General features: G+C 76.4%; 15 protein-coding genes and 1 riboswitch. Of the genes, 7 read left to right on the top strand and 8 right to left on the bottom strand.

All coding sequences use genetic code 11. The features are described from left to right. Positions 1-7: 7 nt before the first annotated feature. From BJP25_RS08110 to BJP25_RS08100, 3 genes are all read left to right on the top strand, one after another. On the top strand, positions 8-1,330 hold the full coding sequence (locus BJP25_RS08110) for a M20 family metallopeptidase (RefSeq protein ID WP_075974296.1): 1,323 nt from the start codon (positions 8-10) through the stop codon (positions 1,328-1,330). After that, positions 1,327-2,640 carry a Gfo/Idh/MocA family protein gene (locus BJP25_RS08105; RefSeq protein WP_075974202.1) on the top strand — a complete coding sequence of 438 codons (1,314 nt, stop codon included), beginning with the start codon at positions 1,327-1,329 and terminating at the stop codon, positions 2,638-2,640. Before BJP25_RS08110 ends, BJP25_RS08105 begins: the two co-directional genes overlap by 4 nt. Before the next feature lie 73 nt (positions 2,641-2,713). Next, positions 2,714-4,303 (top strand): serine/threonine-protein kinase, encoded by a 1,590-nt coding sequence (locus BJP25_RS08100; protein WP_075974201.1) that lies wholly within the window; start codon positions 2,714-2,716, stop codon positions 4,301-4,303. A gap of 80 nt (positions 4,304-4,383) precedes the next feature. Here BJP25_RS08100 and BJP25_RS08095 read toward each other — a convergent pair whose 3' ends face one another. From BJP25_RS08095 to cbiE, 4 genes are all read right to left on the bottom strand, one after another. Continuing rightward, on the bottom strand, positions 4,384-5,091 hold the full coding sequence (locus BJP25_RS08095; RefSeq protein WP_075974200.1) for a FadR/GntR family transcriptional regulator: 708 nt from the start codon (positions 5,089-5,091) through the stop codon (positions 4,384-4,386). Positions 5,092-5,188: 97 nt separating this feature from the next. After that, on the bottom strand, positions 5,189-5,920 hold the full coding sequence (locus BJP25_RS08090; RefSeq protein ID WP_084793788.1) for a cobalt-precorrin-6A reductase: 732 nt from the start codon (positions 5,918-5,920) through the stop codon (positions 5,189-5,191). Then, positions 5,917-6,660, bottom strand: coding sequence for a precorrin-4 C(11)-methyltransferase (gene cobM, locus BJP25_RS08085; protein ID WP_075974199.1), 744 nt, complete (start codon positions 6,658-6,660; stop codon positions 5,917-5,919). The genes BJP25_RS08090 and cobM overlap by 4 nt, the downstream gene beginning before the upstream one ends. Continuing rightward, positions 6,657-7,874, bottom strand: coding sequence for a precorrin-6y C5,15-methyltransferase (decarboxylating) subunit CbiE (cbiE, locus tag BJP25_RS08080; RefSeq protein WP_233157969.1), 1,218 nt, complete (start codon positions 7,872-7,874; stop codon positions 6,657-6,659). The genes cobM and cbiE overlap by 4 nt, the downstream gene beginning before the upstream one ends. A 239-nt stretch (positions 7,875-8,113) precedes the next feature. Further along, positions 8,114-8,240, top strand: a riboswitch (cobalamin riboswitch). Between the two features lie 53 nt (positions 8,241-8,293). On the opposite strand from cbiE, the gene BJP25_RS08075 reads away from it, so the two are divergent. The 3 genes from BJP25_RS08075 to BJP25_RS08065 are packed head-to-tail and all read left to right on the top strand — an operon-like array spanning position 8,294 to position 12,331. Continuing rightward, entirely contained in the window at positions 8,294-10,345 is a 2,052-nt protein-coding gene (locus tag BJP25_RS08075; protein WP_075974198.1) for a putative cobaltochelatase, read from the top strand. 10 nt (positions 10,346-10,355) lie between these two features. Next, positions 10,356-10,970 carry a cob(I)yrinic acid a,c-diamide adenosyltransferase gene (gene cobO / locus BJP25_RS08070; RefSeq protein WP_075974197.1) on the top strand — a complete coding sequence of 205 codons (615 nt, stop codon included), beginning with the start codon at positions 10,356-10,358 and terminating at the stop codon, positions 10,968-10,970. Then, entirely contained in the window at positions 10,964-12,331 is a 1,368-nt protein-coding gene (locus tag BJP25_RS08065; RefSeq protein ID WP_075974196.1) for a cobyrinate a,c-diamide synthase, read from the top strand. Before cobO ends, BJP25_RS08065 begins: the two co-directional genes overlap by 7 nt. Here BJP25_RS08065 and BJP25_RS08060 read toward each other — a convergent pair. Both BJP25_RS08060 and BJP25_RS08055 read right to left on the bottom strand, forming a co-directional pair. Further along, positions 12,291-13,166 (bottom strand): Scr1 family TA system antitoxin-like transcriptional regulator, encoded by an 876-nt coding sequence (locus tag BJP25_RS08060; RefSeq protein WP_075974195.1) that lies wholly within the window; start codon positions 13,164-13,166, stop codon positions 12,291-12,293. The two genes, BJP25_RS08065 and BJP25_RS08060, sit on opposite strands and share 41 nt — an antisense overlap. 103 nt (positions 13,167-13,269) lie before the next feature. Next, positions 13,270-13,473: a DUF397 domain-containing protein gene (locus BJP25_RS08055; RefSeq protein ID WP_233157968.1), complete on the bottom strand. Its 204-nt coding sequence runs from the start codon at positions 13,471-13,473 to the stop codon at positions 13,270-13,272. Between the two features lie 185 nt (positions 13,474-13,658). On the opposite strand from BJP25_RS08055, the gene BJP25_RS08050 reads away from it, so the two are divergent. Beyond that, on the top strand, positions 13,659-16,424 hold the full coding sequence (locus tag BJP25_RS08050) for an FAD-binding and (Fe-S)-binding domain-containing protein (RefSeq protein WP_233157967.1): 2,766 nt from the start codon (positions 13,659-13,661) through the stop codon (positions 16,422-16,424). A gap of 51 nt (positions 16,425-16,475) precedes the next feature. On the opposite strand, the gene BJP25_RS08045 is transcribed toward BJP25_RS08050, so the two are convergent. Beyond that, entirely contained in the window at positions 16,476-17,297 is an 822-nt protein-coding gene (locus BJP25_RS08045) for a CbtA family protein (protein ID WP_233157966.1), read from the bottom strand. A gap of 1 nt (position 17,298) precedes the next feature. After that, positions 17,299-17,511, bottom strand: a complete 213-nt coding sequence (locus tag BJP25_RS08040) for a CbtB domain-containing protein (protein ID WP_075974193.1) — start codon at positions 17,509-17,511, stop codon at positions 17,299-17,301. Between the last annotated feature and the right edge of the window lie 225 nt (positions 17,512-17,736).

Here is a 17,736-nt window from a genome sequence, read left to right as displayed (position 1 = left end):
CGGCGCGGTGACGGTGCTGCGGCGGGTGGACCTGGACTGGCTGCTGGAGCTGGTGTCGATCCCGACGGTCTCGCCGCTGGAGGGCGGGGACCTGGCGGGGTTCGAGCGGGCGCAGAGCGCGTTCGCGGGCGGCGCGGCCGAGCGGGGCTTCGGGCTGCGGCGGTGGGACAGCCCGCCGGTGGCGGAGCTGGACCGGCCGGACGTGCCCGGGGCGGTGCGGGAGGTGGCCGCGGGCGACCCGGCCGGGTTCCTCGCCGCGCAGCCGTGCCTGGTCGTGGGGCTGGGGCGGCCGCGGCCCACCGAGCGGCGGCTGGTGCTGAACTTCCACATGGACACCGTCGGCCCGCACGTGCCGCCGCGGCTGGAGGGCCGGGTGCTGCACGGGCGCGGGGCGGTGGACGACAAGGGGCCCGGGGTCGCGGCGCTGGTGGGGGTGCGGCGCGCGTTCGACGAGGACCCCGGGCTGGCCGACTGGATCGAGGTGCTGGTGGCGTCGGTGCCCGGCGAGGAGGGCGGCGCGGCCGGGGTGCTGGGCACGCGGTGGCTGGTGGAGACCGGGTGCGTCGGCAGGCTGATGGTGTTCGCGGAACCGACCGGTGGCCGGGTGCTCGACGCGTGCAGCGCCACCATGACCCCGGTCGTCACCGTCGCGGGCACCGGCAGCACCGACGACCGGCCCGCGGACGGGCACAACGCCACCATCGCGCTCGGGCTGCTGGCCACCCTGCTCGCGGAGCGGCTGGGGCCGCGGGCCGAGCGCGCGGGGGCGAGGGTGTGCGTGGCGGGCGTGCACACCGGCCGGGCGCACAACCGCGTCTACGGCACGGGCGCGCTCAAGCTCAACATCGCCTACCACGACCACGCCACCGCCGCGGCCCTCGCCGAGCAGGTGGAGCGGGTGGTGGCCGGGGCGGGGGCGGAGCTGGCCGACCGCTTCGGCGACAACCCGCTGGTGGCCAGGCTGGTGGCGGACTGGTCGCGGGTGGTGCGGCTGAGCTGGGTCAAGCGCGGGCTGCCGCCGCTGGCCAACCGCGACCCGGTGATGGAGGCGGTGCTGGCCGAGGCCGGGCTGGTCCGCCACGACGGGGTGGCCGACGGGACGGCGTTCACCTGCGACGCCATCTGGGCGCCGGGCCGCGACCGGTACGTGGTGGCCTGCGGGCCGGGTCAGCTCGACCGCGACGGCGCGCACACCCCGAACGAGCACGTCCGCCTCGACGACCTCGACGACTACGCCGACCGGGTGCGCGCGCTGGTGCGCGCGTTCGGCGCGCACGTCCGGCGCGAGGGCGCGGCGGTGGACGGCGGCACCCCGGGGGCGCGGCGGTGAAGGTCGGCCTGATCGGTCTGGGCACCATCTCGCGGTACTTCCTCGACGCCATCGCCGCCGACGACCGCACCACCCTGGCCGCGGTCTGCGACCTCGACCCCGACCGGCTGGTCGAGCCCGCCGCCGCGGGCGTGGCGACCTTCACCGACACCCACGAGCTGCTGGACTCCGGCCTGGTCAGCGCCGTCGTGCTCACCCTGCCCAACGACCTGCACGCCGAGGTGGCCAGGGCGGCGCTGGCGCGGGGCATCGCGGTGTGCTGCGAGAAGCCGCTGACCACCGACCCCGCCGACGCCCGGTCGCTGGTGGACGCGGCGCGCGCGGGCGGGGCGGTGCTGTTCACCGCCTTCCACCGCCGCTACAACGACAACCTGCGCGCGCTCGCCCAGGCGCTGCCCCCGCGCGAGGAGATCGCCCGGGTCACCGCCCGCTACCACGAGGACATCACCGAGCACACCGGCGGCGAGGGCTGGTACCTCGACCCGGCGCGCTGCGGCGGCGGCTGCCTGGCCGACAACGGGCCGAACGCCCTCGACGCCGTGCGCCTGCTGCTGGGCGACCTCGCGCTGGTCGACGCCACCGTCGGCGACGTGCGCGCGGGGGCCGAGCACTGCGCGGAGCTGGACCTGGACGCGGGCGGGGTGCCGGTGCGGGTGGAGCTGGACTGGGCGCTGCCCGCCGGGGAGGTCAAGGACGTCACCGTGCACCTGCGCGACGGCACCTCCCGCACCGCCGACCTGCTGGCCGGGTTCCCGGGGTTCAAGGCGTCGCTGGCGCACGAGTACCGCGGCGTGCTGGCCGACTTCCGCGCCGCGGTGGGGTCCGGCCGCACCGGGGACCCCGGTCCCGCGCTGGTGGAGCTGGTCGCGGCGGCCTACCGGGTGGCGCGGGCCAAGGAGGGGCGGCCGCGGATGCGCCGCAAGGCCGACGCGCGGGCGCGGATGGTGACCCTGATGTTCCACTCCCGCGACGACCGGGGGATGGTGCTGTCGCCGTGGGACTCCCGGTGCGTGCCCGCCGGGCACGTGCACGAGCTGGTGACCACCACCGACCGGCCGCGGGCGGCGGGCGACCGGGTGGACGCGGTGGGCTTCCTCGGCTTCGCGGCGTTCCCCGAGCCGACCGTGCTGCACCGCGGCGACGAGGTCTGGACCGATGGCGGCAGGCGGGTCGGCGTGGTCGCCGGGTTCGACGAGTGCCACGCCCCCAACCACCTGAACGTGCTGATCAGCTCGGACGCCGTGCTCACCGCGGGCGAGCTGGACCTGGGCATCGGGCACACCCTCCACTTCAGACCCGCGGCGGGCTGAGCGGGCCCGCGCCACGCCGAGCGGGGGCGGTTCCTGTTTGGGCGTCCGTCGTTCGTGTCATTCTTGAGGCGTGGTGGGTGCTGAGAGTGGGGACCGGCTTGTCGCCGGGCGGTACCGGCTGTCCAAGCAGCTGGGCGCGGGCGGCATGGGCGTGGTGTGGCAGGCCTACGACGAGCGCCTGCACCGCACGGTCGCGGTCAAGCAGCTGACCGTGCCCCCGTCGCTCACGGCGCCGGAGGTCGACGAGGTCACCCGCCGCGCGGTGCGCGAGGGCCGGATCGCGGCGAAGCTCCAGCACACCTCCTCGATCACCGTCTTCGACGTGGTCGAGGACGAGGGCACGCCGTACCTGGTGATGGAGCACGTGCCGTCGACGAACCTGTCGGTGGTGCTGCGCGAGCAGGGCACGCTGCCGCTGGACGAGGTCGCCGCCATCGGCGCGCAGGTGGCCGCCGCGCTCGCCGCCGCGCACGACGTGGGCGTGGTGCACCGCGACGTCAAGCCGGGCAACGTGCTGCTCGGCCACGACAACACCGTCAAGATCACCGACTTCGGCATCTCCCGGCTGGTCGAGGACGTCACCGGCACGACCACCACGAACATCGCGGGCACCCCCGCCTACCTGTCCCCCGAGGTCGCCCAGGGCGGGTCGGCCACCTTCGCCTCGGACGTGTTCTCCCTGGGCGCGACCCTCTACGCCGCCGTGGAGGGCCACTCGCCCTACGGCGCACAGGAGAACACGATGGCGGTGCTGCACCGCGCCGCGTCCGGCCGGGTCGACCCGCCGCGCAACGCGGGGCCGATGACAGACCTGCTGCTGGGCATGCTGGCCACCGACCCCGCGGCCCGGCCCACGATGGCCAAGGTGCGCGACGTGCTCACCAGCCGCGACTGGGCCGCCGCCGACGTCCCGACGCAGATCGCCCCGCCGCTGCGCACCGCCCAGTTCACCCCGGCGGAGCCGGTCCCGGAGCCGACGAAGCTGACCCCGGCGGCCACCACGGCGCTGCCCCCGGTGCGCGAGCCGGAGCCGGACGGCGGTGACAAGGACGGCGACGGGAACAACCGCAAGACGGGGGTGCTCATCGGCGCCGCGGCGCTGGTGGTGGCGCTCGCCATCGCGGTGATCGTCGTCGTGCTCAACCGCGACTCCGGCACCGAACCGGTCGCGGCCCCGCCCACCGACTACGTCACCGAGACCGCCCCGGCCACCACCACCGGGGGCGAGGCCAGCCAGGCCCCCGCTCCCCCGGCGCCGCCCACCACGACGACGACCACGACCACCCCGCCCCCGTCGTCGACCGCCCCGCCGAGCACGTCGGCCCCGGCGGGCGCCCCGGCCGACAGCCCGGAGGCCCGCGTCGCGGCCATCACCGACTACTACGCGGTGATGCCCGGCGGCACCGAGGTCAACTGGAACCGCCTGACCAGCCGCTACCAGGCCCGCACGGCGGGCGGGTACGCCTCCTACCAGCGGTTCTGGAGCGGCTTCCGGTCGGTGTCGGCCTCCGGCGTCGTCGCCAGCGGCCCCAACACCGTCGACGCCACGATCACCTACACCCGCACCAACGGCGCCACCAGCAACGAGCGCACCCGGTTCACCCTGGTGGCCGAGTCCGGGGTGTGGAAGATCGACAACAGCTCCGTCATCGGCTCGGCCTGACCCGACTCGCGCGTGCGGGCCGTGGACGGCCCGCTGCCCGGTGTCTCGGGCCGTCCGCGCGGGCCGGGTCGGGTTGGTGGTCAGCCTGCCGCGGGGGGCTGGACCGTCGACGACCAGACCTCGAAGTGGCGGCGCATCGCCGCGCGGGCGGCGTCGGGGTCGCGGGCCTCGACGGCGTCGACGACCTCGTGGTGCACGGTGTCGACGACGCGGGTCTGGCCCGGTTCCACCGGCAGGTGCTCGGTGGCCGCGCGCCGCCGCTCGACCACCTCCGAGCGCATGGCGTGGCGCAGCCCGTCGAGCACGATGGTGAAGATCGGGTTGTCGACCACCCGGTAGAGCGTGCGGTGGAACTCCAGGTCGGCCTCCAGCGCCTGCGCCTCGTCGCCCGCCGCGCTGGCCTCGACCATGGTGTCGACCAGCGCGCGCAGACCCGCGACCTGCTCGGGGGTGGCGGTGCGGGCGGCCGACTCGGCCACCGAGAGCTCGATCAGCTCGCGGGCGGAGCGGAACTGGCCGGTGCTGAGGTGCCCGAGCTGGGTGGACAGGTCGAAGTAGAGCTGGATGAAACCGCCGTCGGGCACCCGCAGGTAGGAGCCGCGGCCCTGGGTGCGCTCCAGGAAGCCGAGCATCTCCAGCACGGTGAGCTGCTCGCGCAGCACACCCCTGGTCAGCTCCAGCGACGCCACCAGCTCGCGCTCGGTGGGCAGCCGCAGCCGCCCGGTGCCGGGCTCGCGGGTGGCCTGCTCGGCCAGCCGGTGCGCCAGGTGCGCCAGGTCGACCGCCATCCGCCCACCTCCTCGTGCGCGCGGTCCGGCCGGGTCGGCCCGGCCAAGGCGCGAACCTACGCCCCGCCCGCCCGTCCGGCAACATTGGTCCGATCTTTCACCCGTCACCCTGGGTGAGCAACCGGACGACCTCGGCGACCCCGGTGGCGACCGGTCCGGCCGCGGGCTCCGGTCGGCGCACCACGACGACGGGGACGCCCAGCTCACGGGCGGCGTCGAGCTTGGCGGAGGTGAGCGGCCCACCGCTGTCCTTGGTCACCAGGACCTCGATGGCGTGCGCGCGCATCAGCGCCAGCTCCCCCTCCGGCGTGTACGGACCGCGATCGAGCAGCAGCTCGTGGCGGGCGGGCAGCGGCGGGTCCGGCGGGTCGACGCAGCGCACCAGGAACCACTGCGGGCAGGCGGCGAAGGCGGGCAGCCCCTGGCGGCCGGTGGTGAGGAAGACCCGGCCGCCGAGGTCGGGCAGCGCGGCCGCGGCGGCGGGCAGGTCGTCCACCCAGTGCCAGGTGTCGCCCGCGCGCTCGGCCCACCCGGGGCGGCGCAGCACCACCAGCGGCACCCCGGACAGGTCGCTGGCGCGGGCGGCGGAGGCGCTGATCCGCTCCGCGAACGGGTGGGTGGCGTCCACCACGGCGTCGTAGCCCTCGGCGCGCAGGTGCTCGGCCAGCTTCTCCGGCCCGCCGAACCCGCCCACCCGCACCTCCCCCACGGGCAGCCGCGGCCGCTGCACCCGGCCCGCCAGCGAGGACACCACGCGCACACCGGCCCCGTCCAGGGCGGCGGCCAGCTCGCGGGCCTCGGCGGTGCCGCCGAGCACGAGCACCTTCACCGGCGGTCCCGGTCCACCGAGTACAGGTGGCTCTCGCAGTAGCCGTCGGGGTTGAGCACGCGCCCGACGATGATCACGGCGGTGCGCTTGACGCCCGCGTCCGCGACCTGCTGGGCGATGTCCGCGAGCGTGCCGCGCAGGACGACCTCGTCGGCGCGGGAGGCGTAGGCCACGACCGCGACCGGGCAGGTGGCGCCGTAGTTGGGCACCAGCTCCGCGACGACCTCGGTGATCCGCTGCACGGCCAGGTGCAGCACCATCGTCGCCCGGGACGCGCCGAGGGTGGCCAGGTCCTCCCCGGCGGGCATCGGCGTCGCGCGGGCGGAGGTGCGGGTGAGCACCACGGTCTGCCCCACCGCGGGCACGGTCAGCTCGGTCTTGAGGCTGGCTGCCGCGGCGGCGAAGGCCGGGACGCCGGGGACGACCTCGTAGGGCACCCCGGCGGCGTCGAGGCGGCGCATCTGCTCGTGCACGGCGCTGAACACCGACGGGTCGCCGGAGTGCAGCCGCGCCACGTCGTGCCCGGCGGCGTGCGCGGCGACCAGCTCCGCGACGATCTCGTCCAGGGTGAGGTCGGCGGTGTCGACCACGCGGGCGCCCGGCGGGCACAGCTCCAGCAGCTCGACCGGCACCAGCGCGCCCGCGTACAGGCACACCGGCGCGCTGGACACGACCCGCTGCCCGCGCACGGTGATCAGGTCGGCCGCGCCCGGCCCGGCACCGATGAAGTGGACGGTCACTGGTCCTCCCCGCTCTCGGGCCCCGCGGGCTTGACCGCGACCCACTGGGTGATCGGCATGGCCTGGCGCCAGCCGGTGAAGCCGCCGATCGGGGCGGCCCTGGCCACCGACAGCCTGGTCAGCGCGCCGCCGACCGCCGCGTGCCAGCGCGCCACCAGCGCCTCGGACTCCAGGGTCACGGCGTTGACGACGACCCGCCCGCCCGGGCGCAGGGCGTCCCAGCACGCGTCCACCACGCCGTCGACCGTCACGCCCCCGCCGACGAACACCGCGTCGGGGGTGGGCAGGTCGGCCAGCGCGGCCGGGGCGGCGCCGCGCACCAGCCGCAGCTCGGGCACCCCCAGCGCGGCGGCGTTGCGCTCCACCCGGTCGGCGCGGTCGGCGCGCGGCTCGACGGCGATGGCCCGGCAGGTGGGGTCCACGCGCGACCACTCGATGCCCACGCTGCCCGAGCCGGCGCCGACGTCCCAGAGCAGCTGCCCGGGTTCGGGCGCCAGCGAGGACACCGTCAGCGCCCGCACCTCGCGCTTGGTGATCTGGCCGTCGTGCTCGTAGACGTCGTCGGGCAGGCCGGGCACCGCGGGCAGCAGGCGGGCGCCGGGGTCGGCCACGCACTCGACGGCGATGACGTTGAGCGGGCTGACCCGCCCCGCCCAGGTCGCCGCGGTGGCGCGCAGCACGTCCTCGTCCGGTGAGCCGAGGTCGGACAGCACGGTCATCGGGCTGGCGCCGAAGCCGCGCGCGGTGACCAGCTCCGCGACCGCGGCGGGCGTGGCCTCCCCCTCGCTGAGCACCAGGACGCGGCTGCCCGGGTGCAGCGCCGAGTGCAGCCGCTCCACTGGGCGCGCCACGGTGCTCACCACGGTCACGCGGTCGAGGGCCCAGCCCATCCTGGCGCACGCCAGCGACGCCGAGGACGGGTGCGGGAGCACGTGCACGGCCGTGTGCCGGGCCAGCGTCGCGCCGATGCCGAAGAACATCGGGTCGCCGCTGGCCAGCACGCACAGCCGCTTGTCGGCGTGCGCGGCGAGCAGCGGCGCCACCGCGGGCAGCAGCGGCGTCGGCCACGCCACCCGCTCGGCGGCGCACGCCGCGGGGAGCAGGTCGAGCTGGCGGGTCGACCCGACCACGACCTCCGCCGCCGCCAACGCCCGCCGCGCCACCGGGGCGAGACCCGCCCAGCCGTCCGCGCCGACGCCCACCACTGTCACCACGCCGACAGACGCTAGGCGGTCTTCCGCCGAAAGCACCACCCGCCCCCTCGTCCCCACGGCCGCCGGAGGGGCGGTGGTGCACCCGGGCACCACGCTGGGCGCGCGTCCCTGACCGCGCCCCGGCGGACGCCCGCGCCCGCGGGCGATCAGCGGCGCGGCGCGCAGAGACGCACACCACGCCGCTTGTGACCCGGTGGCGCGGGGTGCGACGATCGCGGGCAGACCAAGCAGGGGAAGCGGGGAAACCGGTGCGAATCCGGTGCGGTCCCGCCACTGTGACCGGGTAGTGCCACCGCCAGGTGTGCCACTGGGGCCGCGTGCCCCGGGAAGGCGGCGGGGGCGCGGTGACCCGGGAGCCAGGAGACCCGCCCCCTGCCACGACCGACCCGGGCGCGGACCCGGAGTGAGGATCACCGCTGGTGACTGCGCACGCCCCCGGCTTCCCCTTCTCCGCCGTCGTCGGCCACGACGACCTGCGGCTGTCCCTGCTGCTGAACTCGGTGCACCCGGGCATCGGCGGCGTGCTGGTGCGGGGCGAGAAGGGCACCGCCAAGTCGACCGTGGTGCGCGCGCTGGCCGCGCTGCTGCCGCCCGTGGCGGTGGTGGCGGGCTGCCGGTTCGGCTGCGACCCGGCCGCCCCCGACCCGCGCTGCCCGGACGGCCCGCACGACGACCCCCGGCCCACCTCCCGCGACGCGCGGCTGGTGGAGCTGCCGGTGGGCGCGACCGAGGACCGGCTGATCGGGTCGCTGGACCTGGAGCGGGCGCTGACCGAGGGAGTGCGGGCCTACCAGCCGGGCCTGCTGGCCGCCGCGCACCGCGGGGTGCTCTACGTCGACGAGGTCAACCTGCTGCACGACCACCTGGTCGACCTGCTGCTCGACGCCGCGGCCATGGGTCGCGCGCACGTCGAGCGGGAGGGCGTGTCGGTGGCGCACGCGGCGTCGTTCCTGCTGGTGGGCACGATGAACCCGGAGGAGGGCGAGCTGCGCCCGCAGCTGCTCGACCGGTTCGGGCTCACCGTGGAGGTGCGGGCCTCCCGCGACGTGGACACCCGGACCGAGGTGGTGCGCAGGCGGTTGGCGTTCGAGGCCGACCCGGCGGGCTTCGCCGAGGGCTGGCGCGCCGCCGACGCGGAGCTGGCGCAGCGGATCGCCACCGCCCGCGCGGTGCTGCCGAAGGTCGTGCTGCCTGACCGGGAGCTGCGCCGGATCGCGGCGCTGTGCGCGTCGTTCGACGTGGACGGGATGCGCGCGGACCTGGTGGTCGCCCGCGCCGCGAGCGCGCACGCGGCGTGGCGCGGCGCCGAGGCCGTCGCCGAGGAGGACGTGGTCGTGGCCGCCCGGCTCGCGCTGCCGCACCGGCGCCGCCGCGACCCGTTCGACGAGCCGGGGCTCGACGAGCAGCAGCTGGAGCAGGCGTTGCAGGACGCCGCCGACGCGGCGGGCCCCGACCCCGACGACGACCCCGGTCCCGGTGGCGGCGCCCCGCACGACTCCCCCGACCTGCCCGACAACCCCGACGCCCCCGACAACCCCGACAGCACAGCCGGTGGCCCCGACGCCGCAGACCAGCCAGTGCCGCCGCAGCCCGCGGCGGGCACGCCGACGGACGACGCCGACGCCCGCGCCCAGGGGCCCGGCCAGCGGGCGGCCACCCCGGACGCGCCCTTCCGGGCCCGGCTGTTGCAGGTGGACGGTGTGGGCGAGGGCGCGCCCGGCCGCCGGTCGCGCTCGCGCGCGGGGTCCGGCCGCGCGCTGCGCGCCGCCGCGGGCCAGGGCACCGGCATCCACCTCGTCGGCACGCTCACGGCCGCGGCGCCGTTCCAGCGCGCCCGGGGGCGCAGCGGTCCCGGCCTGGTGGTGCGCCCCGGCGACGTCCGCAGGGCCGTGCGCGAGGGCCGCGAGTCCAACCTGGTGCTGTTCGCGGTGGACGCGTCCGGGTCGATGGCCGCGCGCAAGCGCATGTCCGCGGTCACCGGCGCGGTGATCTCGCTGCTGCGCGACGCCTACCAGCGCCGGGACAAGGTGGGCCTGGTGACCTTCCGCGGCGCGGGCGCCGAGGTGGCGCTGCCGCCGACGTCGTCGGTGGAGGCGGCGGTGGCGCGCCTGCGCGACCTGCGCACCGGCGGGCGCACCCCGCTCGGCGACGGGCTGCTGCGGGCGCGCGAGGTGCTGCGCGTGGAGCGCCTGCGCGACCCGCGCCGCCGGGCGCTGCTGGTGGTCGTCACCGACGGCCGGGCGACCGTGCCGGTGCGCCGCGGCGGCGACGCGGTGGCCGACGCGCTGCGCGCCGGGGGCCTGCTGGCCGCCGACGGGGTGGCCGCGGTGGTCGTCGACTGCGAGTCCGGGCCGGTGCGCCTGGGCCTGGCCGCGAAGGTGACCGCCGCGCTCGGCGGCACCCCGCTGCGCCTGGAGGAACTGTCCGCCGACAGCGTGGCCGGGGTCGTCCGGGCCGCGCGCGCCGCCTGAGGGGGTCGTCGTGCCGCAGGGCAAGCCCACCGCCGTGCCCCAGGACGGGCTCACCACCCGCCAGCGCCGCAACCGGCCGCTGCTGCTGGTGCACACCGGGGAGATGAAGGGCAAGTCCACCGCCGCGTTCGGCCTGGCGCTGCGCGGGTGGAACCAGGGCTGGTCGACCGCGGTCTTCCAGTTCGTCAAGTCCGCCAAGTGGAAGGTCGGCGAGGAGAACGCGCTGCTGGCCCTGGGCCGGCTGCACGAGCAGACCGGCGAGGGCGGCCCGGTGCAGTGGCACAAGATGGGCGCGGGCTGGTCGTGGTCGCGCAAGCAGGGGGAGGAGGCCGACCACGCCGAGGCCGCGCGCGAGGGGTGGGCGGAGATCCGCAGGCGGCTGCGCGCCGAGGAGCACGACGTCTACGTCCTCGACGAGTTCACCTACCCGCTCAAGTGGGGCTGGCTCGATGTCGACGAGGTGGTGGCCGAGCTGCGCGACCGGCCGGGCCACCAGCACGTGGTGATCACCGGCCGGGACGCCCCGGCCGCCCTGGTCGAGGCCGCCGACCTGGTGGTGGAGATGACCAAGGTCAAGCACCCGATGGACACCGGGGCCAAGGGCCAGCGGGGCATCGAGTGGTAGCCAGGCTCGTCGTCGCCGCCCCCGGGTCCGGCAGCGGCAAGACGACCATCGCCACCGGCCTGGTGGCCGCGCTGCGCCGCCGCGGGCACGTGGTGGCCCCGTTCAAGGTGGGCCCGGACTACATCGACCCCGGCTACCACACCCTCGCCGCGGGCAGGCCGGGCCGCAACCTCGACCCGGTGCTGGTGGGCGAGCACCGGGTGGCGCCGCTGTTCCGGCACGGCGCGCGCGGGGCGGACCTGGCCGTGGTGGAGGGCGTGATGGGCCTGTTCGACGGGCGCATCGGCCACCAGGTCGACGCGGGCGGGTTCGGCTCCACCGCGCACGTCGCCGGGCTGCTCGACGCGCCGGTGCTGCTGGTCGTGGACTGCCGGGGGCAGAGCACGAGCGTGGCCGCGCTGCTGCACGGCTTCCGCTCCTACCGCCCCGGCGTGCGGATCGCGGGCGTGGTGCTCAACCAGGTCGGGTCGGACCGGCACGAGCAGGTGCTGCGCGAGGCGTGCGCGGACGTGGGCCTGCCGGTGCTGGGCGCGGTGCGCCGCGCGGTGGAGGTCGACGTGCCGTCCCGGCACCTGGGGCTGGTGCCCGCGGCCGAGCACGGCGACCCGGCGGTGCGCGCGGTGGCGGCGATGGCCGACCTGGTCGAGGGGTCGGTGGACCTCGCCGCGGTGGTCGACCTGGCGCGCGGCGCGCCGGGGCTGCCCGGCCCGGTGTGGGACCCGGCCGCCGAGGTCACCCCGGTCGCGGGCCGCCCGGTGGTGGCCGTGGCGGGCGGCCCGGCGTTCACCTTCGGCTACGCCGAGCACGTCGAGCTGCTGCGGGCGGCGGGCGCGGACGTGGCCGTCGTCGACCCGTTGCACGACCCCGAGCTGCCGCCGGGCACGTCCGCCCTGGTCCTGCCCGGCGGCTTCCCCGAGGCGCACGCGGAAGCGCTGTCGGCCAACGAACCGCTGCGCGCGGCCGTGGCCGACCTCGCCGCCGCGGGCGCCCCGGTGCACGCCGAGTGCGGCGGCCTGCTCTACCTGGTGTCCAAGTTGGACGGCCAGCCGATGTGCGGGGTGCTGCCCGCCGAGGCGGAGATGACGCCCCGGCTGACCCTGGGCTACCGGGACGCGGTGGCCACGACGGCCACGCCCCTGCACGCCGAGGGCACCCGGGTCGCGGGCCACGAGTTCCACCGCACGCGCACCCTGCCCGGGGCGGGGGCGCCGACGTGGGCGTGGCAGGCGGCCGACGGGACCGCCCACCGGGAGGGCTTCGCGTGGCGCGGCGTGCACGCCTCCTACCTGCACACCCACCCGGCGGGCACGCCGGGGGCGATCAGCCGGTTCGTCGCGGCAGCGCTGCGGCCCGCTCCTTGAGCACCACCAGCGTCTCCTCCTCGTCCAGCGCCGCGGCGGCGGCCTCGTGCCACTCGCGCACGAGGCCGCGCACGTCCTCGGCCTTGGCGATGACGCGCGCCTCCACCGGCGACTCCTGGTAGGCGATGTCCTTGCGGTCGCGGAAGCGCAGCACGGTGAAGTCCTGCGGCATCACCGGCAGCGGCGCGTCGAACCGCAGCAGGCGCAGGTGCAGGGCGGGGTGGCGCTCGGCCATCGAGATCAGGTGCTCCAGCTGCGCCAGCGCCACCTCGGCGGGCGCGGCCGCCACGAGCCGCGCCAGCGCGCCCTCCCCGAGCAGCACCCGGTGCCGCGGCGGGTCGTCGAGGTCGTAGAGCCGGGCCCGCGCCGCGCGCCCGCGCACCCGCTGCTCGACCTCGCCCGCGTCGTCGGAGCCGAACAGGGCCCGCATGTAGGGCTCGGCGTGCAGCAGCCCGGGGAACCGCTCCCCGGTGACCGCCAGGATCTCCTGGGCCTCGGGCTCGCGCTCCAGCAGCTGCTGGAAGGAGGTGGACCGCTCCTCGGCGCGCCGCGGCCGCCGCTTGTACTCCGCTTCCTCCCGCCGCACCTGGGCGAGCACGCGCTGCGCCTCGGGACCGGTCACCGCCAGGGCGCGCAGGACGCGGTCGAGGTCGGCGGAGGTCAGCCGGGTCTCCCCGGACTCCACTTTGTTGATCTTGCTCTGCGTGCAGCTCAACAGCTCCGCGAGCTGGGTCTGGGTCAGCCCCGCCGCCTCGCGGAGCGCGCGGACGTAGCTCCTCGGCGTTGCGGGGGTGACGGGTGCCGGGTTGGCGGGTGCCGGGTAGTCGGATGCCACTGTGGTGTCTGCTTCCGTTTCACTCGATCCAGCGAACGACGCGAAGACTAGCCACGCTGGGCCAGAACGCTCCCCCGCGAATCCCCCGAAGCGGTGAGTGCGATTACGCGGGTTCCCGGAGGAAGCCGACCAGCCGGACCAGCGCGGCGGACGGCAGCAGCAGCACCCCGGCGCTCGGCGCCTTGGAGTCCCGGATGCCGACGCCGGCGCCCACCCGGGGGTTCACCTCCACGCAGTCGAGCTGCCGCCCGCACCCGCGCGCCCGCCGCCAGCCGCCCTCCGGCACGCCGCCCACGGGTCCCGTCACACCGCCCACAAGGTCCCCCAGTCCCCCGACCTGCACCGGAGCCCATCGTGGCACCCGGTCCGACGAGCCGACAACTGCCAGTTATAGGACAACTACTTTCGGTGATAGCATTTATCGGCCGCCCTGCGGCGCACCCGCTCGTGGCAAGGTCGAGGTGTGGGGACGACCGACCAGGGAGGCACCGCTTGACCGCGCTCGACCGGCTGCGTGAGCTGCTCGGCCCCTGCGTCGCCACCGACGCGGCCACCCGCAGGCTGTACGCCTCGGACGCGTCGAACTACCGGGTGGAGCCGCGGGCGGTCGTCCGGGTCGCCTCGGCCGGGCACGCGGCGGAGGTCGTGGGGCGCTGCCACGAACTCGGGCTGCCGGTGACCCCGCGCGGGGCCGGGACGTCGGTGGCGGGCAACGCCATCGGACCCGCGGTCCTGCTCGACCTCACCGCGCTCGACGCCATCACCGCCATCGACCCCGACGCGCGCACCGCGACCGTGCAGCCGGGGGTGGTGCAGGCGAGCCTGCAGGGGGCGGCGCGCCCGCACGGGCTGCTCTACGGCCCGGACCCCTCCACCGCGGACCGGTGCACCCTCGGCGGGATGATCGGCAACAACGCCTGCGGCGCGCACGCCGTGGCGTGGGGCAACACCCGCGACAACACCGAGCGGCTGCGCGTGCTGCGCGCCGACGGGTCGCAGGTGGTGGCCGACCACGGCACCACCGGGGACCCCGACCTCGACCGCCGGCTCAAGGCCGTCATCGCCGCCGACCTCGCCGTGGTGCGCACCGAGCACGGGCGCTTCCCCCGCCAGGCCTCCGGCTACGCACTCGACGCGCTGCTGCCCGAACGCGGGTTCGACGCGGCGCGCTCGCTGGTGGGTTCGGAGGGCACGCTCGGCATCGTGCTCGAAGCCGTCGTGCGGCTCGCGGAGGCGCCGCGCGCCCGGGCGCTGGCGGTGCTCGGCTACCCGGACATGCCCACCGCCGCCGACGCCACGCAGGCGATGGTGGCGCTCGGCCCGTTGGCCGTGGAGGGCATGGACCGGCGCCTGGTCGACGTGGTGGTCTCCCGCAAGGGGCCCAGCGCCGTGCCGGACCTGCCGCGCGGCGCGGGCTGGCTGCTGGTGGAGACCGGCGGGGGCACGCCCGCCGAGGCCCGGGCGGCGGCCGCGGCCGTGCTCGCCGCCTCCGGCGCCCTCGACGGCCGGGTGCTCACCGACGCCACCGAGGTCGCGGGCATGTGGCGGATCCGCAGCGACGGCGTGGGCCTGGCCGGGCGCACCCCGGGGGGCCAGGACGCGTGGCCGGGCTGGGAGGACGCGGCCGTGCCCGCCGACCGCCTCGGCGCCTACCTGCGCGACCTCGACGCCCTGCTGGCCCAGCACCACTACGACGGCCTGCTCTACGGGCACTTCGGCGACGGGTGCGTGCACGGGCGCTTCGACTTCGACCTGCGCACCCCCGGCGGCGCCGCCCGCACGCGGGCCTTCCTGGAGGACGCCGCCGACCTGGTGGCCGCGCACGGCGGCTCGCTGTCCGGGGAGCACGGCGACGGGCGGGCGCGCGGTGAGCTGCTCTCGCGGGTCTACTCGCCGCGGGCGCTGGCCGTGGCCGCGCGGGTCAAGCGCGCGTGGGACCCCGACGGCAGGCTCAACCCCGGCGTCCTCGTCGACCCCGCCCCCGTCGACGCCGACCTGCGCGTCGGCCCGCACCTGCCGGTCCTGGCCACCACGGGGTTCGCGCTCCCGAACGACTCCGGCGACCTGACCCGGGCCGTGCACCGGTGCGTCGGCGTCGGCCGCTGCCGGGCCGACCTGACCGCGTCCGGCGGGGCGATGTGCCCGTCGTTCCTCGCCACCGGGCAGGAGCAGCACTCCACGCGCGGGCGCGCCCGGCTGTTGCAGGACATGGTGGGCGGCGCCCGGCCGGACTGGGCCGACCCGGCCGTGCACGAGGCGTTGGACCTGTGCCTGTCGTGCAAGGCCTGTTCGTCGGACTGTCCGGCCGGTGTGGACATGGCGACGTACAAGTCCGAGGTGCTGCACAACCGCTACCGGGGCAAGCTGCGGCCGATCACCCACTACTCGCTGGGGTGGCTCCCCGTGGCGGCCCGCCTCGCCTCCCGCGTGCCCGCCGTGGCGAACACCCTGCTGCGCAACGACTTCGTGAAGCGCGCCGCGGGCATCGATCCGCGCCGGAACCTGCCCCGCTTCGCCGCCAAGCGGTTCCGCAGGCTGTTCGCGCCCTCCCCCCAGGCGGACAAGCGCGTCCTGCTGTGGGTGGACACGTTCACCGAGTCGTTCACCCCGGAGGTCGGGCTCGCGGCCGTCAAGGTGTTGCAGGCAGCCGGCTACCGCGTCGAGATCACCGGCCGCCAGGTGTGCTGCGGTCTCACGTGGATCTCCACCGGCCAGCTCGACACGGCCCGCAGGCAGCTCCGGCGCACCCTCGACGCGGTGGGACCCGCGCTGGACGCGGGCATCCCCGTCGTCGGCCTCGAACCGTCCTGCACCGCGGTGCTGCGCGGCGACGCCGCCGAACTGCTGCCCGACGACCCCCGCGCCCAGGCCCTCCAGGGCTCCACGCTCACCCTCGCGGAACTGCTCACGAGCACACCCGGTTGGGCACCGCCCGACCTGTCCGATGTGGACCTCGTCGCGCAACCGCACTGCCACCACCGCGCGGTGATGGGCTGGAAGGCGGACGAAGCCCTGCTGCGCACGGCTGGGGCGAAGGTCGAGGCGGTGGGCGGGTGCTGCGGGCTCGCGGGCAACTTCGGCGTCGAGAAGGGCCACCACGACGTGTCGGTGGCCGTGGCGCGGACGGCGCTGCTGCCCGCGCTGCGCGCAGGCTCCCCCGTCCTGGCCGACGGGTTCTCCTGCCGCACCCAGCTCGACGACCTGCGCGGCAAGGAGTCGCTGCACCTGGCGCAGCTGCTCGCGGACCGCCTGCCCTGACACACGCGTCAGGCCCCGCCCTCGACGAGGGCGGGGCCTGACGGGGATCGACTAGCGGGCCTTGGTCAGCCCGCGGTGCAGCAGGGTCGCGAAGGCGATGGCGATGCCCGCCCACAGCACCGCGGAGGTGCCCAGGGACGCGATCCGGAACTCCCACAGCGTCGCCGCAGGGAAGCTCGCGGGCACTTCCTGGATCGTGGGCAGCAGCTTGGCCACCACCGTCATCACCACGGCATAGCCCAGGGCCGCCACCAGCACGGCGGTCCACCCGCCCAGCCGGTCGACGAGCTTGCGGCCCACCACCACCGCCAGCACGGCCAGCACCAGGGACACTGCGATCACCAGGAAGAACAACCCGGTGCGCTGGCCGATGGTGTCGCCGTTGCCCACCGCGGGCGGGTTCGCCGGGTAGGTCAGGAACGGCACCAGGACGACCGAGGTGTACCCGATGCCCAGCAGCGCCACCGCGGTCCCGCGCGGGCTCGCCGGGCCCAGCCGCCCGTAGGCGAAGGCGAACGCCAGGCCGAACAACCCGCCCAGGCCCAAGCCGTAGGCGAGGGTGCCGATGGCCAGGCCCCCGGTGGACTGGAACTCCCGGGAGATGACCTCGTCCCCGTCGTCGCCGTGGGAGTGGCCGGACGCGGTGCCCTCGTCGTGCGAGTGGCCCGCGCCGTCACCGTGGTCGTCGGTGGGCGCCGCCGCGCCCCGCTCCTCGATGGCGATGGCGGCGTCGACGGAGCGCTCCCCGAAGGCCTCGGCGAACCCGAAGGCGAGCACGCCGCCCACCAGGCCCGCGAGCAGCCCCCACACCAGCAGCGAGCGCACGTTCAACACGGCCGGGCGGGGCCCGGCCGTCGTGTCGGTCGTGGTCACCTCAGTGGCAGGGGAAGCCGAGCAGGTGGCGGGCGTCGTGCACCAGCTCGTGCACGTAGGTGCCCTGGAACACCGCCAGCGCGCCCTGCTCGGCGCCGACGAAGTACAGCACGATGAGCGAGAGGATCCCGGCGAACACCGCGTAGGGCAGGATCTGCCGCACGGGGATGCTCACGGGGATGGGGGTGGGGAGAGCGACGGCAGGCGTCGTCATGGGGTGCCTCCTCAGGCTGCACGCGGCCCGACGGGTCGAGGGTGTCGACGGTGGAGGGTCTGACTCCGGCCCCGGGCTGACCCGGGACCGTCACAGTGGCGCGGCCGTGCCGGGTTCACACCGGCTTCCTCATACCATCACGGTCAGTCCGACAACCTATGGGAGCGCCGAGTGCAGTGTCAACGCGCCGTGGCCCACACGGTCCGGCCAGTTCAGGGGGCGTAG

The organism is Actinokineospora bangkokensis (assembly GCF_001940455.1).
GTDB classification, from domain to species: Bacteria; Actinomycetota; Actinomycetes; order Mycobacteriales; family Pseudonocardiaceae; genus Actinokineospora; species Actinokineospora bangkokensis.
Note: the sequence above shows the minus strand (reverse complement) of the source record. Positions and strands in the feature narration are given on the sequence as shown.